This window comes from Thioalkalivibrio sp. HL-Eb18, assembly GCF_000364985.1.
Taxonomy (GTDB): domain Bacteria; phylum Pseudomonadota; class Gammaproteobacteria; order Ectothiorhodospirales; family Ectothiorhodospiraceae; genus Thioalkalivibrio.
Map to the genome: position 1 here is coordinate 127,390 of NZ_KB822966.1, position 22,085 is coordinate 149,474.

The window sequence follows — 22,085 nt, forward strand, 5'->3', positions numbered from 1 at the left end:
GGCCGCCGAGAACGGGGCGGCTCGGCTCGGATAGATCCCGGCGGGTTGGCCGGTCGGGCCTTGGATCCAGACGCAATAAGGACGAGGTCGTCTGCGCCCCTATTGCCGGCCTTGAGCCTGGAAGCATGGATTGAAGCTTCGGTCCGAGCGCCGCGACAGACTTCACAAAACCAGGGTCGATGCGTGGATTGCAGTGATCGTTCGGTGTTGTGGACGGTCCCAACGCCCGAGTCCAGCAAGCGGCGGTCCTCGACAGAGGTCGCCGATTGGACTATCTACGAGAAGGATCCATTTTCCGGTAAAGGAGCGAACCGATGCTCAACAAGTCTCGACTGACGATTTTCTTCCTGGCGCTGATGCTGGCGCTGGGCGGTGCCAGCCTCGCCGGCTGTGACAACCAGGGCCCGGCCGAAGAGGCGGGCGAAGACATTGATGACGCCATGGATGATGCCGGCGATACGATGGAAGATGCGGGCGAAGAGATGGAAGACACCTTCGACAACTGATTGCCAGTTGTCAGGTTTTCTGATCCAGGAGGGCAGCGGCCGTTGTCGCTGCCCTTTTTGATTTTGTGTCCGGGGCAGTCGGCCGGGCACAAAAAAGGAGGGGACAGGCCCCTCCCTTCGTACGCTTCAGGCGTGCAGCAGGACTAGAAGTCCTGTTCACCACCCCCGTCCGCGGGCGGTTCCATGCTGCCCTCTTCATCCGGCATCTGGCCGCCTTCCTGCGGGGGCTGCTGCTGTTGCATGCCCTCATCGGCCGGCGGTTGCATCGGTTCACCCCCGCCCTGTTCCTGCTGCTCCATCTGCTGCTGCTCGAATTCTTCCATGTCCATGTCGCCATTGCCGCAGCCGGCCAGGATCAGGGCAAACGGGGCGATCGCAAGCGTTGCCAGAATTCCAGTGGATCGTTTCATGATGGCTCTCCTTGTTGCTCGAAGGCTTGGATGAGTCGTGTGTGAAAACACTCTGCTTTCCGGTCAGGGGACAATCGCCGTTTTCATGAGTTCGACCGAATTTTTCGGAGCGTCCCCGGCTGTGCCGGCCGTCACGAAAGACTGTGTGCCAAATCGCCCTCCGCATGGGGGGGCGTTAAAGTGAACTCACTACTACCCGGAGGGTCCCGGACAATATCGGGTTCGCAAGACATAACGATGGCTGATACTCCAGAACTGGAAAACCTCGTGGAACAGGCCCGCAAGGCCTGGGGGCGCGGCGATATCGAGGCCGCGATCGATGGCTGGCGTGCCGGTGCCGCTGCTGGCGATGCCCGCTGCGCCTACAACCTGGGTGTACTGGCCGACGAGGGGCAATATCAGCCGCGCAATCCGGAAGCAGCCGCCCGCTGGTACCGCCGAGCCGCGGAGGCCGGCTTTCCGGATGCCGCCTTCAATCTCGCGGTCCTCTACGAACAGGGCGATGGCGTCGCCCCCGATGCCAACGAGGCCGCCCGCTGGTTTCACGTAGCCGCCGAGCGCGGCAATGCCCAGGCGATGTTCAATCTCGGACTCAAGTTCGATGAGGGCCGCGGGCTGCCCCAGGACGCCGAGCAGGCCGCGCAGTGGTACCTGCTGGCAGCCGAGGGTGGCGAGGGCCGGGGTGCCGCGAATCTGGGGCGGCTGTTCGCGATGGGTGAGGGTGTGGAGCGCTCGGACGTGTCGGCGTTCAAGTGGTACGCGATTGCCGCTGAAATGGGCGTGGCCAATGCCGCCCGCTATCGCGAGCGCGTGGCCCGGGAGCTGTCTCCCGACGAGCGCTTGCATGCGGGCGAGAAGGCCCGCGAGTGGCTGCAAAGTCAGGGACAGCCGGTGACGCGGTTGCAATAACCGGCGGGGTTGGTGCGTAAGGTGGCGTGACTAGACCACCACGTTAAGTTCGCGCCGTGGCTCCTCAGTGGGGCCTGCCAGGCGCACGGCCAGTTCCACCCGACGGCGCAAGGCCTCGACGCCGTCCTGCCCCAGCGAACTGCCATCACGAATCGCTGAATCGTCCGGCGTGTCGCCATCGCGGCGCATGCGGGCCGCCTCCTGCTCGGCGCTGATGCGCGCACGGCTCGACAGTTCCTGTTCGGAACGCGCGCCGAAATCCAGTGAGCGGTCACTCTGGTCGCCACCGCGGCGATCGCTATCCTGCTCCGCATCGTCCTCGATCGGACGGCGGGCCTCGCCGGCCTCGGGGTCGTTCAGCGGGCGGTCAAACTCCGCGGGTGCCGAGGTCTGGCCGAGTCCCAGGCGATCGGAACCCGTCGGCCGCGTGCCGAGCGGGACTGCCGCTGAAGGATTACTGACGGGGACTTCCATCCTGCGCCTCCCGGAATCCGCCTTCTCAGGCGCGCACGTCCAGCAGCGAGCCGATCATGCGATCTTCGGCCTGCAGGGTTTTCACCGAGGCCTCGACCTGATTCTGGCTCGCGATCATGCCGACCTGTGCGGTTGTGCTTTCGCGCCCGCCGGCCGGCTCGGTGGCCACCGTATGCGCCTGCTGGCGCAGGCGGGTGACCCCATTCTGGATGCCCGTCAGGGACGCGCTGCCATCGATCATCGGGTGAATCCGTTAAATGAACGTCTTGACAATTATAGATCAATTACTTGGAAGACGCTTCATGCGTTGGCGAGACTGCCGGTCAGGGCATCGCGAATGGTGGAGCGGGCATTGGCCTGGCGCTGCTGCCATTGCGCCAGGTCATCGCGTCGATCCTGTGCGGTCCGGCCCTCGGCCAGGCGTGCGAGGACCTCGTCGGCCACCTCTTCCGGTGTGCTGCCGCGCGACACCAGGCCGGTGTGCTCGGCGGCCAGCCGCAGGCGGGTAGCGGCGTCCGGCTGAGCCGGATTGTCCGCCGGGCCACAAACAACGGCACTGCCGTAGGCCAGGGGCAGCGCGAGATCCGGCGGCGTCTCGCTGGCGGCCAGTGTGCCGCCAGGGAGGGTCACGTGTGCGCAGCCATAGGCCGAATGCAGGGTGTCGGGGTCCTCGATGTAGTACACCCGATTCTTGCGGGGGACAAAGGACGTCATGAAGCGGTTGTGGCGGATGATGGGAAGCGAATACTTGATCGCGTCGCGGTACACCGGCTCGTGACGCTCGCGATCCGCGGGCGCCAGCAGCAGGATCGCGGCGGTTTGGCGCAGCACGGCGAACAGCGCGGCGAACGCAAAGGCCTCTTCGCCAGGCCCCGTGTTGGGGGCGAGCAGGATGGGGTGCCCCTTCTCGTGGTATTCGCGGAAGCGTTCGCAGAAGTCCGAGTCGGGAGGCGGGGCTGCGGGCAGTTCGACGGCGCCGGCGAGCGGATCGCCGATCACCTGTGCCCCGGGCGCTTTGCAGGCCTGAGCGCGCGCGGCGAAGATCCCGGTCCACTCGACGCCAGCCGGGGCGTCGCCCTCGGCGTTCACCCAGAGGCGGGGCACGGTGATTGCGGCGAGTGGCGGACCCAGTTCGCCCGCCGGGCCGATGACGACCACGGCCCGTGGCTGCAGGCGTGCCAGCCGTTCCCGGGCCAGATTCGGCAGCAGCGCCACGGTGGGCCGGTCACCACCCGGGTCGGGCAGTTCTCCGTCGCGCTCGGAATCGGTCACGCCGAGCGTCAGTGGGCCCGCGGTAGCGGCCAGGTCGTCCAGCCAGTCGCTGGCGGCCAGCAGGGTCTGTTTCGGGGCCAGCACGACGATGCGGCCGGCACTGCCGGCAGGCACGGAGCGGGCGGTGATCCAGGCGGACAAACGTGAGAACATGGCGGGCTGTCATCCGGTGGTCAGCGGGAGGGCCGGCATTATACGAGAGCCGGCGCGCCGGGGCCGCCCCGCGTCGGAGAGTGCAAGGCATGCAGATACGCTGGATCGTGGGACTGATCGCGATGGCCGTGATTATGGCGCTGGCGATGTGGGTCTATTCCAACCCGGGCGGTCAGCGTACCCAGCAGTTCACCGACCTGCCCTGGCAGGTGCAGGTGATCGACGAGCAGCGTACCCGCGTGCTGGGTATTACGCTGGGTGAATCCACCATGGCGGACCAGATGGGCCGTCTGCCGGTGCCGGATATCCGCCTGTTCGTGGACCCGGACGGGAGCCGTTCGGTCGAGGCCTATTACGTGAACGCGCGCATTCCCCCGTTCGAGACGAACCTGGTTCTGCGCCCGGATCTGGACGAGGCCGACCTTGATCGCATCGAGTCCCAGACGACCTCCGATCGGCCCATGCCCAGCGGGGCATGGCGCTACGGGTTGAGCGACGAGGCGCTCAGTTCGCTGGGCAATGTGCCGATCGTCGAGATGAGCTACATCCCCCGCGCGCGCTGGACCCACGACGTTCTGGTGGAGCGCTTTGGCGAACCGGCCGAACGTATGCAGGTCGATTCCGACCACAGCTACTGGCTTTATCCCGACCGCGGCCTGGCCATCATGGTGCCGCGCCGGGGCCGCGTGCTGATGCATTTTGTCACCCAGGAGCGCTGGGCCCAGACGGTGAGTCGTTTGCGTGATGAAGGACGGCGCATGCTCGGCGAGGACCATGAGTGACCCTGCAGACGAGCCCCCGGTCCCGTTCTGGGAGCGCCCGCTCGAGACGCTGAGCCACGCCGAGTGGGAGGCCCTTTGCGACGGCTGCGGCCGCTGCTGCCTGCACAAGCTGGAAGACGAGGATTCGGGTGACCTGGCCTTTACCTGGCTGGCCTGCGACCTGCTCGACTGCGAGACCGGCGCCTGTTCGGACTACGCAAATCGCCGCAACTTCGTGCCCGACTGCATCCAGCTCACCCTGGAAGACCTGGCCAGCTACCACTGGCTGCCGCCGACCTGCGCCTACCGACTGCGCTTCGAAGGCCAGCCGCTGCCCACCTGGCACCCGCTGCTGACGGGCGATCCGGAGACGGTCAAGCAAGCCCGCGTCTCGGTGGCCGGCCGGGTCATCCGCGAGTGTGATGCCCCGGACCTCCCCCTGATCGACTACGTGGTCGACTGGCCCGGCGAGGTGCCGGAGTCCGCGCGTCTGTGGCGCCCGGTGGTACGGCTCCCGCAGGAGTAGCGATGTCGGGCTACGTCGACCTGTTCGTGTACGGGACACTGAAGCAGGGCTTCGCCAACCACCGGACGTTCTGCAAGAAGGCCCTGAAGATCCGCGCCGCCACGATTGCCGGACAGCTCTATGACCTGCCCGTGGGTTATCCCGCCGTGCAGATTCCCGACAACAGCATTCTCCTGAAGGCCGGTCAGGACCCGGCCCGTGACGCGGGGCGTCAGCACCGCTTTCGGGGTCTGACGCAGCCAGCCCCGGAGGGGACGCAGGGGCTTGTGCACGGCGAGTGGATTCGCCTGCCCGACCCGCCACGGACCCTGCCGCACGTCGACGCCCTCGAGGGTGTACGCCCGGACGGCCGCGGGGAGTATCGCCGCGCCCTGGTGCCCGCCTGGACCGAGGATGGTCCGGCTGCCCTCTGGGTCTACTGGATGCCACGCCTGCCGCCCGGCGCGCTTCATCTGGCGGACGGCACCTGGCCGGCACGGCCCTGAACCGCCTGGCTCAGCTGTGGTGGTCCTGTAGCGTCCGCTCCACGATCCGCGCGGGGTGTAGGATGCTGATGGGCGCAGCGAATCGCATCACATTGGGGCTGAGATAGGTTCCACGCTTGAAGCGATGCGATGCGCTCATCGCATCCTGCGTTTTGCCTTGTGGTCTTCGTGCAGGACTAGCCAGCAGCGGCGAGGAGTTCGCGGGCGTGGGTGCGGGTGGTTTCGGTGAGCTGGGTGCCGCCGATCAGGCGGGCCAGGGCCTCTACGCGGCGCTCGTCGTCCAGCGGCTGGATGGCGGTGCGGGTGCCGTCCTTGCCGTGCGACTTCTGCACCTCCAGTTGCTGGTGGGCCTGGGCGGCGACCTGCGCCAGGTGGGTCACGCACAGGACCTGATGGCGCTCGCCCAGGGTGCGCAGCTTGCGCCCGACGACCTCGGCGACCGCGCCGCTGATGCCACTGTCGACCTCGTCGAAGATCAGCGTAGGCACGGTCTGCTGCTGGCTGGCCAGCACCTGTAGCGCGAGCCCGATACGCGAGAGCTCGCCGCCAGAGGCGACCTTTGCCATCGGCTGGGGGGCGGCGCCGGGGTTCGCGGCGACGCGGAATTCGATGTGATCCACACCGTGCGCCTGTGGCTTGTCGGTGGGCTTGATCGCGATCTCGAAGTGGCCGCCGGCCATGCCCAGCTCCTGCATGGTGTCGGTGACGGCCTGACCGATGCGTTCTGCTGCTTGCTGGCGGGCCTGAGTGAGCGCCTCGGCGGTGGTGTCGAACGCCGCGCGGGTTTCCTGCTCGCGCGCCTCCAGGGCCTCGAGGGTCTGGTCGCCGTTCTCCAGGGCGTCCCGCTCGGTTTGCAGTTCGTCGTGCAGGCCCGGGAGCGCCTCGGGGTCGACGCGGTGCTTGCGTGCCAGGCGCAGGTACTCGCCGACGCGCTGGTCCAGTTCGGCCAGGCGCTCCGGGTCCAGTTCGATGCCGTCGGCCAGTCGGCGCAGGGTGTCGCCGGCCTCGATGATCTGGATGCGCGCGGATTCCAGCAGCTCGAGCGCAGGGCTGACCCGGTCGTCGTGCTGCGCGGCGTCCTGCAGGGCGTGCAGGGCTTGGCCGAGCTGCGCGTCCAGCCCGCTGTCGTCCTCGATCTGCTGGCTGGCGGTCTGCAGCGCGGTGAGCACCTCGGTGCCGTGAGCGAGCTGGTTCTGCTCGACCAGCAGTTGCGGATATTCGTCCTGTACCGGGGCCAGTTCGGCCAGCTCGGTGGTCTGGAAGCGCAGCAGGTCGAGGCGGTCGGAGGTGTCGGCCTGGCTCTCGCGGGCCTTCTCCAGCGCGCGGGCGGCGTTGCGCCAGGCGCCATGGGCCTCGCGCACGCGGGACACCCGATCGCCCTCGAGAAAGCCGTCCAGCCAGTGGCGCTGGGTGTCGCGCTGCAGCAGTTGCTGGTGCGCGTGCTGACCGTGGATGTCCACCAGCCACTCGCCCAGCGTGCGCAACTGGCCGACCGCGACCGGGCGGCCGTTGATCCAGGCCCGGCTCTTGCCCTGCCGGGTGAGTACGCGTCGCAGCAGCACGTGATCGTCGTCGTCGCCGCCCAGTTCCTGTTCGGCCAGCCAGGCGGCGGCCGGGCCTTGTTCGGGCAGGGCGAACTCGGCGGACAGGTCGGCCTGTTCGGCGCCCTCGCGCACCATGCCGGCGTCGGCGCGATCCCCCAGCAGCTGGCCGATCACGTCGATCAGGATGGACTTGCCGGCGCCGGTCTCGCCGGTCAGGGCGCTCAGGCCCGCATCCAGCTCCAGTTCCAGCTGGTCGATGATCGCGAAGTCGCGGATGCTGATCAGTCGCAGCATGGCGGGCTCAGGGCTGCTCGCCCCAGCGCAGCTTGGTGCGCAGGACGCGCAGGAAGTAGTGCTCGCGCGGGTGGATCAGGGTCAGGTTGCGCTCGCGGCGGCGAATGCGCACCAGATCGCCGGGGGCGAAATCGATGTTCTCCTGGCCATCCAGTGCGATCTGAGCCGGCGACCGGCTGCCGCTGGACAGGCGAATCTCCACCGTGGAGCGGCCGCTGACGACCAGAGGGCGGTGGTTCAGGCTGTGCGGGCAGACCGGCACCATGACCATCGCATCCAGCTGCGGGGTCAGAATCGGGCCGCCGGCGGACAGGGCATAGGCGGTGGAGCCGGTGGGCGTAGCCACGACCAGCCCATCGGCGCGCAGGCGGCCGATGTCCATGCCGTCGATCGCGGTGTCGAACTCGATGATGCGCACGACGCTGAGCACATGCAGCACGACGTCGTTGAGCGCGATGCCCTCGTGGATGGTGACACCGTCACGGATCAACTCGGCCTCGAGCATCGCACGCGGTTCCAGCTCATAGGCCCCGTCGAGCACCTCGCCCAGTTCCTCGCAGGCGGTCTCCGGCGAGACATCCACCAGAAAACCGAGACGCCCCAGGTTGATCCCGAGTACCGGCGTCTCGGCATCCGCGATCCGGCGTGCGGTGGACAGCAGCGTACCGTCGCCGCCGATGACAACCAGCAGGTCGGCCGCTTCGGCGAGTTCAGCCAGGGGGAGCAGCGGGATATCGTCCGGGCGCTCGAAGCCGGGGATGTCCTCCTCCATTCGGACCTGGCGGCCGCGCGTGCGAAGCAGTTCGACCAGCCGGCCCACCAGTGGGCCCGTGCGCGAGTCGCTGGCCTTGCCCACCAGCCCGATCGTGTTGAATTCCGGCATCATGGCGGCATTATCCGGAAAAGGGCGGGGGACTGCATCCGCGGTTTCTTGACGTCTCCTGGTCTGGGGCAAACACTTGGGCCTGTCACTCGCCCCAATGGAGCGCTGATCAACGATGGAAAATGCGGCGATCAATCTGGATGCCAGGGCCCGTACCCTGCTGCGGACCCTGATCGAGAGCTATATCCGCGACGGTCAGCCGGTCGGCTCGCGTACCCTCGCGCGCACCTCCGGGCTCAAGGTCAGCGCGGCCACGGTGCGCAATGTGATGGCCGATCTCGAGGATCTGGGTCTGATTCAGGCACCGCATACCTCCGCCGGGCGGATCCCGACCGCGAGCGGCTACCGCCTGTTCGTCGACAGTCTGCTGCAGGTGCGCGAACCGACGGTCGAGGAGATTCGCGCGATCCAGTCGGGTTTCGACCCGAACGCGACCACCCAGGACCTGATGGGGGCGACCTCCAACCTGTTGTCGCAGGTGACGCGCATGGCCGGCATGGTGCGCCTGCCGCGCCACCGCAACGTGGCGCTCAGTCAGCTCGAGTTCCTGCGCCTGGGCGAACGCCGGGTCCTGGCGATCCTGGTGATCGATGGCAAGGAGGTGCAGAACCGCGTGCTGGAACTGGAGCGCGACTTCGACCAGGACCAGCTTCAGCGCATGGCCAACTATCTGAACGCGCACCTGGCCGGCAAGAGCCTGCACGCGGTGCGCGATGCCCTGCTGCGCGAGATGCGCGACGTGCGCGAGAACCTGGACGCGATGATGCTGGCGGCCATTGATCTCGGCGAGAAGGCCGTGGCCGGCGAAGACCCGGACGACGTCGTGGTGGCGGGGCAGACCCACCTGCTCAGCTACGAGGAACTAGCCGACATCGACCGCCTGCGTCAGTTGCTGGAGGCCTTCAACGAGAAGCGCGAGATCCTCGGGATTCTGGATCAGTGCATCCGCAGCGATCGGGTACAGATCTTCATCGGCCGCGAGTCCGGGCTCGACTGGTTCGAAAACTGTTCGGTGGTCACGGCCCCCTACAGTGTCGACGGGGAAGTGGTCGGCGTGCTCGGGGTGATCGGACCCGCGCGCATGTCCTACGATCGCGTGATCCCGATTGTGGACGTGACCGCGCGCTTGCTGGGCTCGGCGCTCGGTGACCCGGTCCATGACACGAAATAGCCGGACACCCTTGAAACCGCTCCGGGTGCCCCCAGAGTCCCGATAGTTAAACCGAATTGATTCGCGTATGCCGCCCGCAGGGTCCGGCATGCGTTTTACTTTTCACCGATTCTTACGAGGCAGACATGTCCGATCAGCGTGAACCCCAGGAACCGGCGGAAGCATCCGAGGCCGCGGATTCGGAGCACACCCAGCCCGAGGGCGACGAGGCCGTCGATAATACTGACGCGCGCCTGCAGGAGCTCGAGGCCCTGGCCGAGGAACGCCGCGACCAGGCCCTGCGTGCCCAGGCGGAGCTGGAAAACCAGCGCCGGCGCTTCGAGCGCGAGCTGGAGAATGCGCACAAGTACGCGATGGAAAAATTCGCCTCCGAGATGCTGGAGGTGGGCGATTCCCTGGAGATGGGCCTGCAGGCCGCCCGCGAGTCCAAGGATGTCGAGCGCATCATCGAGGGCGCCGAGCTGACCCTGAAGAACCTGAATCGGGTTTTCGAGAAGTTCGGTATCCAGGCCGAGGACCCCACCGGCGAGCGTTTCGATCCGGAGCGCCATCAGGCGATGTCCATGCAGGAAGACCCGGAGAATCCGCCGAATACCGTGGTGGCGACCATGCAGAAGGGCTACCTCCTGCAGGACCGCGTGCTGCGCCCGGCGATGGTCGTGGTCTCCAAGGCGCCCGCCTCGCCGAATATCGACGAGAGCGCCTGATTCGGTCGCTTCGGGCGGGTTTTCGGGGCGCGTGACACGGCGTCCCTTGAAAACACGGCCCGGGGCCCCAGATTCCCGTACAAGTTGGCAGAGACTCTTTCTCTGCCGAGCAACAATTTTCGCATCAGGAGAATTCAGCCATGGGCAAGATCATCGGTATCGACCTCGGGACCACCAACTCCTGCGTCGCCGTCATGGAAGGCGACCAGGCCAAGGTCATCGAAAACGCGGAAGGCACCCGCACCACCCCGTCCATCGTCGCGTTCAGTGACGATGGCGAGGTGCTGGTCGGCCAGTCCGCCAAGCGCCAGGCGGTCACCAACCCGCAGAACACCATCTTTGCGGCCAAGCGCCTGATCGGGCGCAAGTTCGAGGAAGACGAGGTGCAGAAGGACATCAAGCTCGTCTCCTACAAGATCGTGAAGGCCGACAATGGCGATGCCTGGGTCGAGGTGCAGGGCAAGAAAATGGCCCCGCCGGAGATCTCGGCGCGCGTGCTGCAGAAGATGAAGAAGACCGCCGAGGACTACCTGGGCGAGCCCGTGACCGAGGCGGTCATTACCGTCCCGGCCTACTTCAACGACTCCCAGCGCCAGGCGACCAAGGACGCCGGCAAGATCGCCGGGCTCGAGGTCAAGCGCATCATCAACGAGCCGACCGCAGCCGCGCTGGCCTACGGCATGGACAAGCAGCGCGGGGATCGCAAGATTGCCGTGTATGACCTGGGTGGCGGTACCTTCGACGTCTCGATCATCGAGATCGCCGAGGTGGACGGCGAGCACCAGTTCGAGGTGCTGGCCACCAACGGCGATACCTTCCTGGGTGGCGAGGACTTCGACAACCGCCTGATCGACTACCTGGTCGAGGAGTTCAAAAAGGATCAGGGCATCGACATCAAGGGCGACCCGCTGGCGATGCAGCGCGTGAAGGAGGCCGCCGAGAAGGCCAAGATCGAGCTGTCCTCCAGCCAGCAGACCGAGGTCAACCTGCCGTACATCACGGCCGACAACACCGGGCCGAAGCACCTGGCGCTGAAGATTACCCGCGCCAAGCTGGAGAGCCTGGTTGACGATCTGGTCAAGCGCTCCATCGAGCCGTGCAAGGTCGCGCTGAAGGATGCCGGCTTGTCCGCCTCCGAGGTGGACGACGTGATCCTGGTCGGTGGCCAGACCCGCATGCCCAAGGTGCAGGAAGCGGTGCAGGCGTTCTTCGGCAAGGAGCCGCGCAAGGACGTGAACCCGGATGAGGCCGTCGCGGTCGGTGCCGCGGTGCAGGCCGGTGTGCTGGGTGGCGACGTCAAGGACGTGCTGCTGCTGGACGTGACCCCGCTGTCGCTCGGGATCGAGACGATGGGCGGCGTGATGACCAAGCTGATCGAGAAGAACACCACCATCCCGACCCGGGCCAATCAGGTGTTCTCCACCGCCGAGGACAACCAGACCGCGGTGACCGTGCACGTGCTGCAGGGTGAGCGCGAGATGGCCAGCGCCAACAAGTCGCTGGGTCGCTTCGACCTTCAGGACATCCCGGCCGCGCCGCGCGGTGTGCCGCAGATCGAGGTCACCTTTGACATCGACTCCAACGGCATCCTGAATGTGTCGGCCAAGGACAAGGCGACCGGCAAGGAAAACAAGATCGTGATCAAGGCCTCCTCCGGCCTGTCCGACGAAGAAGTCGAACAGATGGTCAAGGACGCCGAGGCCCACGCCGAGGAAGACAAGAAGTTCCAGCAGCTGGTCGGCGCGCGCAACCAGGCCGATGCCCTGGTGCACTCGGCCGAGAAATCGCTGAAGGACCTGAGTGACCAGGTCTCCGACGACGAACGCTCCGCGATCGAATCGGCCGTCGCCGAGGTCAAGAAGGCCATGGAGGGTGATGACGCCGAAGCCATCGAGCAGGCCACGCAGAAACTGGCCGAGGCCTCCGGCAAGCTGGCCGAGAAGGCCTACGCCCAGGGTGCCGATGCCGCAGGCGAGGCCGGGGCCGAGCAGGCCAGTGGCGAGCAGCAGGCAGACGACGTCGTGGACGCCGAGTTCGAGGAAGTCGACGACGACCAGAAGAAGCAGGGCTGATGCCACATCCGGTGGGGCCTGGTGCCCCACCGCCAGGGAGACCTGCGTTTCCCTGTCGTTTTAACGCCGCGCCCGGGGTACTCTCCGGGCGTTTGCGTGAAGGCGCTCCGCGTTCACGCAAACATTCGGGCTAGCTGGGAATGACCTGACCATGTCACAACGCGACTACTACGAGGTGCTGGGTGTCTCCAAGGACGCCTCGGCCGCCGACATCAAGAAGGCCTTTCGCCGCCTGGCGATGAAGTACCACCCCGACCGCAATCCGGGGGATGAGGAGGCCGAGGCCAAGTTCAAGGAGGCGCGCGCCGCCTATGACGTCCTCAGTGACGACCAGAAGCGTGCGGCCTACGACCGCTACGGCCATGCCGGTGTCGATGGCGCGGCCGGGGGCTTTGGTGGTGGTGCCGGGGCCTCCAATTTCTCGGATATCTTCGAGGATATCTTTGGCGACATCTTCGGGGGTGGCGGTGGTCGCGCGCGCGGTTCGCGTGCGTTCCGTGGTTCCGACCTGCAGTACAACCTGGACCTGACCCTCGAGGAGGCCGTGTTCGGCACCGAGGTCAAGATCCGCATCCCGACCACCGTCTCCTGCCAGGCCTGTGACGGTTCGGGTGCCGAACCGGGGACCTCGCCAGAGACCTGCCCGACCTGCAACGGCGTGGGGCAGGTACGCATCCAGCAGGGCTTCTTCTCGGTGCAGCAGACCTGCCCGCGCTGCGAGGGCTCGGGCAAGATCGTCGCCAATCCCTGCAAGGCCTGTAACGGCAACGGCCGGGTGCAGGAGCAGAACACGCTGGATGTGAAGATCCCCGCCGGGGTCGACAGCGGTGACCGCATCCGCCTGGCCGGCCAGGGCGAGGCCGGGGTCAACGGCGGGCCCCCCGGAGATCTCTACGTGCAGGTGCGGGTCAAGCCGCACAAGCTGTTTCGCCGCGAGGGCTCGGACCTGCATATTGAGGTCCCGATCTCGTTTGCCACCGCCGCACTCGGCGGCGAGCTGGAGGTTCCCTGCCTGGATGGCCGAGTGAAGCTGAAGGTGCCGGCCGAGACCCAGACCGGCAAGCAGTTCCGCGTCGGTGGCAAGGGTGTGCAGTCCGTGCACGGGGGGGGTGTCGGCGATCTGATCTGCCGCGTGACCGTGGAGACCCCGATCAACCTGACCAAGGAGCAAAAGGCGCTGCTGCGCCAGTTCGAGGACTCGACCCAGGCAGGTGGCACCAAGCACAGCCCGCAGGCGCACTCCTGGCTGGATGGCGTGAAGGGCTTTTTCGAGGATCTGAACTTCTGGTCGAAATAGGCGGCGGTCAGGTCGCCTCGAAGTCGAACGTGGGTTTGGACAGGGGCGACTGGATGAAGTACCCCTGCACCAGGTTGACGTTCAGCCCGTAGAGCACGGCCAGCACGCTGGCATCCTCCACGTGCGGCACGATTACCTGCTTGCCCTTGGCGTGTGCCGCATCGACATATTCGCGGATCGCCTCCTGGTTTTCCTCGTTCTCCGCCAGCCCCTCGACGAACGACGGGTCGAGCTTGATGTGGTCGGCCTCCAGGTGCTGCAGCAGCTGGAACGGGTTCAGGCCATTGCCGAAGTCGTCGATGCACAGGTGGCTGTGCATCTCGACCAGGCCGCGCGATACATTCATCGCCGGCTTCAGGTTGGTGACCACGGTCGGCTCCTTGAGCTCGACCACGACGTTGTCGGCCGGGATGCGCAGGGCGTGCAGGTCATCGTTGAGCCAGCTGACCACGGTCGGATCGCCCATTGAGCCGGTGCCCAGCTTCAGGAAAAACTGGGTCTTGGGCTGGGTCTTCAGGCACCCGGCGAGTTCGGTCAGCGCGGTCTTGACGATCCAGCGATCCACGGCCGGGGCCATGCCGGTGCGTTCGGCCGCAGGCAGGAAGGCGGGTGGTTCGTGCAGGTGGCCGTCGGCGTCGCGCAGGCGCACGAACACCGAATAGCGCGGCCGGTCGTTGCCGTGCAGATGCACGATCGGCTGGAAGCGAAGCTCCAGGCGGTCATGGTCCAGGGCGTCCTGGATACGCAGCTTCCACTGCTGGTCGGCCTGACCCTGGGTCAATTCGCCCTCGGCCGGGTGGTAGAACCGATGGACGCCGCCGCCCGCCTCGACGGCCTCCTCCAGCGCCCGGTGGGCCTGGTCGAGCAGATCCTCCGTGCTGGGGGCGCTCTCGTCGGCGATCACCGCGCCGGCCGACAGGGTGCAGTTGGTTGAGGACTGGTTGAGCTCGAAGACGTGCCCGGTGACGGCCTGCATCAGGCCGTGGATGCGCTCCTCGACCTCCTGACGACGGGTCTCTGGCGCCAGCACGCCGAAGTGCTCGCCCTCCAGGCGCGCGGCAATCGCGGGTTCGGGGAAGTGATCCTCGATCAGCTTGCCCATGTCGGCCAGGAGCAGGTCGGCGGCCGACATCCCCACCTTCGCGCGGATCTCCGCGAAGCGGTCCACCGCCAGGGTCAGCAGGGCGAAGGGTTTCTCCGTCTCCTCGGCCCGCGTCTGAGCGCTCTCGATCGTGGACAGAAAGTGCTGGCGGTTGTACAGGCCGGTGACCAGGTCGCGCTGCGAGAGGAAGTCGATCCGCTCTGCCAGCTCGGGGTCTTCCTGGCTGGCTTCCAGCTGGAGCTGGGTGCAGGCCTCGCCCTCCACGCTTGCGGCGGACAGGCGCAGGTCGGCCTCGAATGGCAGGCCATCGATGCTCTGCAGGTGGAAGTGGGCGCGAGCCGTATCGCCTTCCTCGCCATTCTGGAAGCGGCGCAGCAGCGCCTTCATCTCGCCGCGGTTATCGGCCGTGACCAAGTCCATCAGTGGCAGCCCGTCGACCTCGTCCGGATCCTCGATACCGAAGCGTTCGCGCCAGGAGGCGTTGGCGTACAGGTGCATGCCCTCGTGAACATAGGCGATCGCGTCGCGCGAGTTGTCGAGCAACAGCTGGCAGCGGCTCTCGGACTCGTGCAGTGCGGTCTCGAGACGTTGGACGCGTTGGCGCAGGCGCCGTTGTTCGGCCGCGCGGATGGCCATCAAACTCGCCAGGTCCACTTGCTCGTGGTCCACGACGGCGAAGCTCCCGGCCTCGTAGTCCAGGACACGCTCGGGTTCCGGACGCTCGGTCAGCAGGACCAGCGGGATGCGGCGCCCACTGTCGCGCAGGGCGGTATCGACCACCTCGCGCGAGAGCGCGAGACCCGGCTCGATCAATACCACCACATCGTGTCGAGTGTTCTCCAGCGCGTTGATCAGGTCATCCTGGGTCTCGACCTGTTCCGGCCGTACCGCGCTACCCCGCGTACGAATGCTGCTGATGACTTGCTCGGCGAGATTCGGGTTCGCCGTGACGAAGAGGATTCGGATGGTTTCGCTCATGCGGGTCCATTATTTGCGTTCGCGCGGTGTGAGCGACAGCCCGGATCGGACCTGCTCGGTCACTGCTTCGTTGGCTTCCATGTCATCGGGAGGCGGTTCTCCCAGCGTCAGATCGGTTATCCGGCAGCCGGTTTCGGTAAACAGTGTCGTACCGGTGCGTTCGCTGTCCAGTGCCAGGACACGCGGGCGGCCGGCCAGCCAGCATACGAGGCGGCTCTCGTGGTCGAATACCTGGGCCGGCATGAACAGTGCCGCACCGCCGCGATCCCTGCGCAGTGAGGCAAACAGCCCCGGGTACATCGACCCGGCCGCGCGACCATTGCGGAAGGCCTGCAACTGCACCGGAAGGCCGCGCTCGGCTAGAAATTCGACCCCGATGCTGATCTCGAACTCGCTTTCATAACGGATCCAGCGCAGGACCCCGATTGTCCAGTAGTGGTCGTCGAGGTGGCGCAGGGCGGCCAGGTCGCCAATCAGTAGTGACTGGCGGGGCTGAGCCAGCCGCAGGCGTAGCCCGCCCGCGCCGATGTCGTCCACGGTCCATTGCTCGGGGGGGTGCCGCTTGGTGATCGGGGTGCGGGGTTCACCCGGAGGACGGGCACTCTCCAGCCCGCGGCCGACGTTCTCCCAGGCGACTGCGGCCGTATCGGGCGGCCCCTCTGCGAGCTTGCGCAGCTCGGACGGTGGCTGGTGTGGACTCGCGGCATCCACCAGGGCGAAGTCCGAACCTCGCTCGGCGGCGGTCGACATGTGGTAAACGCCCACCCGATCCGTGTCCCGGGTGACCCCGCTGGGGAGGGGCGTATGCGATGTGTCGCGCTTGCGCTCCTCCAGTTCCTCGGACAGGAAGTGCTGGATGCGTTTGATCCCCAGCAGGCACAGGCGGTGCTGGCCCTCAGTGGTTTCGCGCGAATGCTGGCGGGTGGGCAGCTGTGACCAGAGCCGCAGCAGGCGTTCGGTCAGACTGCGTTCGTCGGGGCGCCGGTGCGGCTCCAGGCGGCGGGGTGCCTCGCGCAGCTGTTCGAGCACCGGGCCGAGTTCGACACAGCAGTCGCTGTGCAGCCGCGCGTGCTCGCGCAGCGTCAGTCCCGGAGGGTGGGCGCTGTCGAGGGCCGCACAGAGGACCGGGAGGTCGGGGTGTGGGGTCGCGGACAGCCCTTCGGCGCAGGACAGCGGCAGACGGTCCAGCCAGCGAGCCAGCAGGTCCACCTCGCCCACCTCCAGGGCATTGGGGTCGCTGCCGCCCAGCAGCATCAGACGTGCCGCCAGGGTCTCGACCGGGGCCATGGACAGGGGCCCGTAGCGGGGCTCGTCGCGCGGCTGTGCCTGCGCGAGGTTCTGTGCGCGGGCCCATGACAGGATGGCGTAGGTACGCTGCCAGAAGTTATCCGGGAGCGGTTGATACAGGCGCCAGTGGTGCACGGCCTGGGCGGCGCTCAAGGCCAGGGCAGCCTGCAACGCGCGCGCACCGCGTTCGCTCTGCCCGTGGTGCTCGCGGGCAACCAGGAGCCAGGCGGTGAGCAGGCTGTCCAGTGCCTCGGCCTGCTCCCGCGCGCGCCTCAGACTGCGCGCCCCCAGGGGGAGTGTGCGCTGGGAAAGGGACCTTCCGTTCCGCTGCAGCAAGGGCAGCAGGGGCTCCTCCAGCAGGGTGATCAGCGAGTAACGAACCCCGGTGTCCAGAGCCAGGCTGTTCAGTTCTCTCAGGGCCTGACGCAAATGGGAAAAGGACGATTCCGGGTCGGCTGACGGGAGCGCTCGACACCACTGGCGCAGGCTGCGCGGCTGGCGATGCGGGAAGCTCTCGGGGCCGGCGGTGCGGGTGGGCAGTTTGGGCAGGGTGTCGGTCATGAGCGGGTCTGGAGGTTGCACCGTTGGTGGCCGGGCATCCGTTCACTGTAGCACCTCCCGAGAGGGGGGCTAATCAAGACCTCTGTGTGTGCCTTCACAGGCCGGCCCAACGGGGTGTCTTGCCGGGCTCGCCCGGGATCTCGCGGACCAGTCGGGGCACCAGGTAACCGGGCAGCCGGGCATGCAGGGCCTGGTGCAGCTCCAGCGCGCGGTGTTCCGTGACCTCGAAATGGGCGGTGCCGCGCGTGCGGTCGAGCAGGTGGAGGTAGTAGGGCAGGACCCCGAGGCGAAAACCGGCCTCCTGGAGTTCGCACAGGATGTCCGGGTCATCGTTGATGCCGGCCAGCAGTACCGCCTGGTTCAGCAGTGTGATGCCGTGCGCGTGCAAACGCGCAAGGGCGGGGGCGGCCGGGTCGGCAAACTCCCTGGGGTGGTTGGCGTGCAGGACCAGTGTGTGGTGCAGGCGCCCTTTGCCCAGCCAGCTCAGGAGTTGTTCGTCCACGCGCTCCGGCAGGACGACCGGCAGCCGCGTGTGGATGCGCAGGCGCTCGAGGTGGGGGATGGCCTCCAGGCGCCGGACCAGGTCGGCGAGGCGGCGGTCCGACAATGACAGGGGATCACCGCCACTCAGGATGACTTCGCGGATGGAGGTGTCGGCGTGGATGTAGGCAAGTGCTGGCGCCCAGTCGCCCTGGGATGCGTTGTGCTCGGCGTACGGGAACTCGCGGCGGAAGCAGTAGCGACAGTGCACCGCACAGGCCCCGGTCGTCAGCAGCAGCACGCGACCGTGGTATTTGTGCACGAGACCCGGGGCGGCCAGGGCGTCGTGGTCGCCCACCGGATCCGCCACGAATCCCGGGTGTTCCTCGCTCTCCTGCTGCTGCGGGAGGACCTGCAGCAGCAGTGGGTCTTGCGGGTCCGCCTTGCGCATGCGTGCGAGGTAGCTCCTCGGGACGCGCACCCGAAACAGGGTATGGCCCGCATGCAGGCCGGGCAGGTGAGCCGGGTCCAGCTCCAGTTCGCGGGCCAGAGTTACGGGGTCTCGGATCGCGCGGGCGAGCGCCTGCTGCCAGAGCGGGGTGGTGTCCCCCGCGTGGGTTCGGTCGCTCGGCTGGGTTCCCCGCGGCGTGCGCGTTATCATGATGGGCTTTGTGGGCATGGCGGGCTCGTTTAGTGGGCGGTCATGTCCGCGCCACGCAATCGCTTGAGGACTGACGCGCAATGGCAACCTACAGTACCAACGAATTCAAGGCCGGTCTCAAACTCCTGCTGGATGGCGACCCGCAGGCCATCGTCGAGAACGAATTCGTCAAGCCGGGCAAGGGCCAGGCTTTCAACCGCGTCAAGCTGCGCAATCTGCGCACGGGGCGGGTGCTGGAGAAGACCTTCAAGTCCGGTGAGTCGGTCGAGGCGGCCGATGTCATGGATACCGAGATGCAGTATCTCTACAACGATGGCGAGTTCTGGCACTTCATGGTGCCGGATACCTTCGAACAGTATGCCGTCGGTGAGGCCGCGCTGGGCGGCTGCGGCCAGTGGCTGAAGGAACAGGACGTCTGCACCGTAACCCTGTGGAACGGCGAACCGCTGTCGGTGGTGCCCCCGGCCTTTGTCGAGATGAAGATCACCCAGTGCGATCCGGGTGTGCGCGGTGATACCGCCCAGGGGGGCACCAAGCCCGCGACGCTCGAGAGCGGTGCCGTGGTCAAGGTCCCGCTGTTCGTCGAGGAGGGCGAGACGGTCAAGGTCGACACCCGCTCCGGCGAGTACGTCTCGCGCGTCTGATCATCGCGGGATTTTCGGCATGACCGACTGGCGACCGGGCGCCGCGGCGGCCCGGGAGGCCCGTGCACGGCTGCTGACTGGCCTGCGTGGCTTCTTTGCCGCCCGCAATGTGCTCGAGGTAGAGACCCCGATCCTGAGCCACGGGGCGCCGCTGGATCCTATGGTCGAGAGCTGGACCGCGACGAGCCCGGACGGCGCCAGCGGCTATTTGCAGACCTCGCCGGAATACCCGATGAAGCGCCTGCTGGCGGATGGCGCGCCGGACATCTACCAGATCGCGCGCGTCTTTCGGGGTGGCGAAGCGGGGCCCCGTCACAACCCCGAATTCACGCTGCTGGAGTGGTACCGCCACGGGATGGATCATCATCGTCTGGCGCGCGAGGTGGTGGCCCTGATCATGAACCAGGCGGCACTGGATGCGAGCTGGAGGCGTCCGGCCCGCCTGCGCGAGATCTCGTATCAGGCGTTGTTTCAGGCACATCTGGGCATCGACCCGCTGGTGGCGGATGCCGACGAACTGCAGGCCGTCGCGGCACGTCAGGGGCTGGACATCCAGGGGGCACTGGATCGAGATGCCTGGCTGGATCTCCTGATCAGCCTGGCGATTGCCCCGGCGTTTCCGGACGACCGGCTCACCGTGGTGCATGACTATCCGGAGAGCCAGGCGGTGCTGGCACGCCCCTGTGAACAGGATGCCCGGCTCGCGGCCCGCTTCGAGGTGTACTGGGGCGCACTGGAGCTGGCCAATGGCTACCACGAGCTGAGCAACCTCGCCCAGTTTCGCGAACGTCGCGATCGCGACCAGGCGCTGCGCAGGCAGCGCGGCCAGGTCCTGCCCCGGCCCGATGCCCATCTGGACGCCGCGCTGGCGTCGGGGCTGCCCGAGTGTGCCGGAGTGGCACTGGGGGTCGATCGCCTGCTGATGCGGCTGTTGGGGGTGGAGCGTATCGAGCAGGTGATCGACTTCCCGTTCGAGTCCGCCTGAGGCGTTTCACCGGTTTGTCCGGGATGGCCGGCGTTGCACCGATCCGGGGCTTGTCAGCCCCCCCGTTGCGGGTGACTATTGTGGCGTCGATCCGGTGTCTGCTTCGGGATGGTAGCTTCGATGCACAAGTGTTTTTTCTGGTTCGCCCGACGGTCGTTCCGCCGGGCCTTGTCCCCCTGGACGCTGTGTGCCGCACTGTTGCTGGTCCTGCCGCCGGCGCAGGCGCAGTTCGAGCACCTGCCCGCGCCACTGCAGCGCGCGATCCAGGCTCAGGGGTTGCCCCCCGACTCGGTGGGCCTCTGGGTGCAACGCGTCCCGGACGGGGCCGTGTTGGCCCGGCTGAATGCCGATACCCCGTATAACCCGGCCTCCACGGTCAAGCTGGCCACCTCGCTGGCGGCCCTGCACGAACTCGGCCCCAATTACACCTGGACGACCGAGATCTGGGCCACCCGCCCGATCCAGGACGGTGTGCTGCGTGGGGACCTGGTGATCCGCGGGACTGGCGACCCGGGCATGGTGACCGAGGAGTACTGGCGCATGATCGGCGAACTGCGCCGAACCGGGCTCAAGCGCATCGAGGGGGATGTGATTCTGGATGCCAGCCACTTCCAGCTCCCGAATGGGGACCCTGGAGACTTCAACCGCCAGCCATTGCGGGCGTACAACCAGTTGCCGTATGCCCTGCACGTGAATTCCAACTCCCAGCGCTTCCATGTGCGTCCCGAGCGCCGCGGCAACGGCATCGATGTAGTGGTCGATCCGCCGTTGCCCGGGCTCGAGGTCGTCAACCGTCTGCAGCCGACCCGAGGGGGGTGTGGCGAGTGGCAGCGGGGTATCCAGTTCAATGTCGATCAGAACGCCCAGCGGGTGACCTTTTCCGGTCAGTACCCGGTGAATTGTGGCAACTACGAGATGCTGCGCTCGGTGCTCACGCCGGAGGCCAACCATGCCGAGATGTTTCGCATGGCCTGGGATCAATGGGGCGGCGAACTGACGGGCAGGGTGCGTACCGGCGTGTTGCCCGTGCTGCATGACGAGCCGATTGTGCGCCATCGCTCGCGCCCCCTGTCCGATCTGATCCGGGTGTCCAACAAGTGGAGCTCGAATGTCATGAGCGATCACTTGCTGCTGACCCTGGGGGCGCGCAAGAACGGCCCGCCCGCGACGATGGACAAGGGGCGCGAGGCCCTGGTCCACTCACTGCGCGATCTGGACGTGGATGTCGGCGGTATGGTGGTCGACAACGGTTCGGGCCTCAGCCGCGATGCCCGCATGACCGCGCGCCAGCTCGGCGAGATCCTCGAGGCGGGCTGGAAGCACCCGCATCGGCCCGAGTTCCAGTCGTCGCTGGCCCTGTCGGGGCTGGACGGGACCCTGCGCAACCGTTTCCGCAACGGCGACCTGCGCGGGCAGATGCACCTGAAGACCGGGCACATCAACGAGGTCTCGGCGGTGGCGGGCTATGTCCGCACCTCCAGCGGCGATGACGTGATCGTCACGGTGCTGGTGAATGGGCCGCGTGCGCACATCGGGCATGGGCGCAATCTCCAGGACGCGGTCCTGGAGTGGGCGCACGGGCTCTAGTGTCGTTTAACAAAAGTTCATCGACTCCGTGACTGTCCCCCTGTATCCTGACAACAGGCACTCGGGAGGCGACCGGAATGGGACGACCGATCAAGACGTTGACGATCAGTGAAGCCGAACGCGACGAGCTCGAGAGCTGGCTGCGGCGGCGCCAGATGCCCGCGGCGGAACAACAGCGCGCGCGCATGATTCTGCTGAGCACGCGAGGCCTGAAGGCTTCGGAGATTGGCGCGCGGGTTGGCGTCTCGGCGGAGACGGTGAGCAAGTGGCGCAAGCGCTTCGAGCAGGCACGCATCGGGGGGCTCACGGATGCCCCGAGAAGCGGACGTCCCCGTA

The 22,085-nt window shown here is 66.9% G+C and carries 22 protein-coding genes; 13 read left to right on the forward strand and 9 right to left on the reverse strand.

Features of this window, described 5'->3' with window-relative positions; genetic code table 11:
- Positions 1-314 precede the first annotated feature (314 nt).
- Positions 315-506 (forward strand): hypothetical protein, encoded by a 192-nt coding sequence (locus F813_RS0107210; protein ID WP_012981859.1) that lies wholly within the window; start codon positions 315-317, stop codon positions 504-506.
- Positions 507-649: 143 nt separating this feature from the next.
- Here the strand turns inward: F813_RS0107210 and F813_RS0107215 are convergent, their stop codons facing one another.
- Positions 650-916, reverse strand: a complete 267-nt coding sequence (locus F813_RS0107215; RefSeq protein WP_012981860.1) for a hypothetical protein — start codon at positions 914-916, stop codon at positions 650-652.
- A 237-nt stretch (positions 917-1,153) separates the two neighbouring features.
- Here F813_RS0107215 and F813_RS0107220 point away from each other — a divergent pair, with 237 nt between their 5' ends.
- Positions 1,154-1,825, forward strand: a complete 672-nt coding sequence (locus F813_RS0107220) for a tetratricopeptide repeat protein (RefSeq protein ID WP_012981861.1) — start codon at positions 1,154-1,156, stop codon at positions 1,823-1,825.
- Between the two features lie 30 nt (positions 1,826-1,855).
- Here F813_RS0107220 and F813_RS0107225 read toward each other — a convergent pair whose 3' ends face one another.
- From F813_RS0107225 to F813_RS0107235, 3 genes are read right to left on the reverse strand one after another with little or no spacing between them, the layout of a single operon-like run.
- Positions 1,856-2,299, reverse strand: coding sequence for a hypothetical protein (locus F813_RS0107225; RefSeq protein WP_017926049.1), 444 nt, complete (start codon positions 2,297-2,299; stop codon positions 1,856-1,858).
- Positions 2,300-2,324: 25 nt separating this feature from the next.
- Positions 2,325-2,540, reverse strand: a complete 216-nt coding sequence (locus tag F813_RS0107230) for a hypothetical protein (RefSeq protein WP_012981863.1) — start codon at positions 2,538-2,540, stop codon at positions 2,325-2,327.
- A gap of 59 nt (positions 2,541-2,599) precedes the next feature.
- Positions 2,600-3,724: a hypothetical protein gene (locus tag F813_RS0107235; protein WP_017926050.1), complete on the reverse strand. Its 1,125-nt coding sequence runs from the start codon at positions 3,722-3,724 to the stop codon at positions 2,600-2,602.
- 89 nt (positions 3,725-3,813) lie between these two features.
- On the opposite strand from F813_RS0107235, the gene F813_RS0107240 reads away from it, so the two are divergent.
- From F813_RS0107240 to F813_RS0107250, 3 genes are read left to right on the forward strand one after another with little or no spacing between them, the layout of a single operon-like run.
- On the forward strand, positions 3,814-4,506 hold the full coding sequence (locus F813_RS0107240; protein WP_012981865.1) for a hypothetical protein: 693 nt from the start codon (positions 3,814-3,816) through the stop codon (positions 4,504-4,506).
- Positions 4,499-5,011 carry a YcgN family cysteine cluster protein gene (locus tag F813_RS0107245; RefSeq protein ID WP_012981866.1) on the forward strand — a complete coding sequence of 171 codons (513 nt, stop codon included), beginning with the start codon at positions 4,499-4,501 and terminating at the stop codon, positions 5,009-5,011. Before F813_RS0107240 ends, F813_RS0107245 begins: the two co-directional genes overlap by 8 nt.
- A 2-nt stretch (positions 5,012-5,013) precedes the next feature.
- Positions 5,014-5,496 carry a gamma-glutamylcyclotransferase gene (locus F813_RS0107250; protein ID WP_017926051.1) on the forward strand — a complete coding sequence of 161 codons (483 nt, stop codon included), beginning with the start codon at positions 5,014-5,016 and terminating at the stop codon, positions 5,494-5,496.
- Positions 5,497-5,672: 176 nt separating this feature from the next.
- On the opposite strand, the gene recN is transcribed toward F813_RS0107250, so the two are convergent.
- Together recN and F813_RS0107260 are read right to left on the reverse strand one after the other, a co-directional pair.
- Positions 5,673-7,334: a DNA repair protein RecN gene (recN, locus tag F813_RS0107255; RefSeq protein ID WP_017926052.1), complete on the reverse strand. Its 1,662-nt coding sequence runs from the start codon at positions 7,332-7,334 to the stop codon at positions 5,673-5,675.
- A 7-nt stretch (positions 7,335-7,341) separates the two neighbouring features.
- Entirely contained in the window at positions 7,342-8,220 is an 879-nt protein-coding gene (locus F813_RS0107260) for an NAD(+) kinase (RefSeq protein ID WP_012981870.1), read from the reverse strand.
- Between the two features lie 112 nt (positions 8,221-8,332).
- Here F813_RS0107260 and hrcA point away from each other — a divergent pair, with 112 nt between their 5' ends.
- The 4 genes from hrcA to dnaJ all read left to right on the forward strand — a co-directional run bounded on the left by hrcA (position 8,333) and on the right by dnaJ (position 13,464).
- A complete protein-coding gene (gene hrcA / locus F813_RS0107265) occupies positions 8,333-9,388 on the forward strand; it encodes a heat-inducible transcriptional repressor HrcA (RefSeq protein ID WP_012981871.1) in 1,056 nt (351 codons plus the stop codon).
- A gap of 125 nt (positions 9,389-9,513) precedes the next feature.
- Positions 9,514-10,095 carry a nucleotide exchange factor GrpE gene (gene grpE / locus F813_RS0107270; protein WP_017926053.1) on the forward strand — a complete coding sequence of 194 codons (582 nt, stop codon included), beginning with the start codon at positions 9,514-9,516 and terminating at the stop codon, positions 10,093-10,095.
- A 140-nt stretch (positions 10,096-10,235) separates the two neighbouring features.
- The gene (dnaK, locus tag F813_RS0107275) at positions 10,236-12,167 is read left to right on the forward strand and encodes a molecular chaperone DnaK (RefSeq protein ID WP_017926054.1); all 1,932 of its coding nucleotides are present in this window, start codon (positions 10,236-10,238) and stop codon (positions 12,165-12,167) included.
- Positions 12,168-12,318: 151 nt separating this feature from the next.
- On the forward strand, positions 12,319-13,464 hold the full coding sequence (gene dnaJ, locus F813_RS0107280; protein ID WP_012981874.1) for a molecular chaperone DnaJ: 1,146 nt from the start codon (positions 12,319-12,321) through the stop codon (positions 13,462-13,464).
- A gap of 7 nt (positions 13,465-13,471) precedes the next feature.
- On the opposite strand, the gene F813_RS0107285 is transcribed toward dnaJ, so the two are convergent.
- The 3 genes from F813_RS0107285 to epmB form a co-directional block, all read right to left on the reverse strand.
- On the reverse strand, positions 13,472-15,544 hold the full coding sequence (locus F813_RS0107285) for an EAL domain-containing protein (protein ID WP_017926055.1): 2,073 nt from the start codon (positions 15,542-15,544) through the stop codon (positions 13,472-13,474).
- A 9-nt stretch (positions 15,545-15,553) separates the two neighbouring features.
- Positions 15,554-17,392 (reverse strand): hypothetical protein, encoded by a 1,839-nt coding sequence (locus F813_RS0107290; RefSeq protein WP_017926056.1) that lies wholly within the window; start codon positions 17,390-17,392, stop codon positions 15,554-15,556.
- A gap of 94 nt (positions 17,393-17,486) precedes the next feature.
- Entirely contained in the window at positions 17,487-18,551 is a 1,065-nt protein-coding gene (gene epmB / locus F813_RS0107295; protein WP_017926057.1) for an EF-P beta-lysylation protein EpmB, read from the reverse strand.
- A gap of 62 nt (positions 18,552-18,613) precedes the next feature.
- On the opposite strand from epmB, the gene efp reads away from it, so the two are divergent.
- From efp to F813_RS13575, 4 genes are all read left to right on the forward strand, one after another.
- Complete coding sequence (gene efp, locus F813_RS0107300; protein ID WP_012981878.1) at positions 18,614-19,177, forward strand: elongation factor P; 564 nt, start codon at positions 18,614-18,616, stop codon at positions 19,175-19,177.
- 19 nt (positions 19,178-19,196) lie between these two features.
- Positions 19,197-20,162 carry an EF-P lysine aminoacylase EpmA gene (gene epmA / locus F813_RS0107305; RefSeq protein WP_017926058.1) on the forward strand — a complete coding sequence of 322 codons (966 nt, stop codon included), beginning with the start codon at positions 19,197-19,199 and terminating at the stop codon, positions 20,160-20,162.
- 120 nt (positions 20,163-20,282) lie between these two features.
- The gene (dacB, locus tag F813_RS0107310) at positions 20,283-21,749 is read left to right on the forward strand and encodes a D-alanyl-D-alanine carboxypeptidase/D-alanyl-D-alanine-endopeptidase (RefSeq protein ID WP_017926059.1); all 1,467 of its coding nucleotides are present in this window, start codon (positions 20,283-20,285) and stop codon (positions 21,747-21,749) included.
- A 77-nt stretch (positions 21,750-21,826) separates the two neighbouring features.
- Positions 21,827-22,085: helix-turn-helix domain-containing protein (locus F813_RS13575; protein ID WP_017926060.1), on the forward strand; the 259-nt coding region annotated here is incomplete at its 3' end.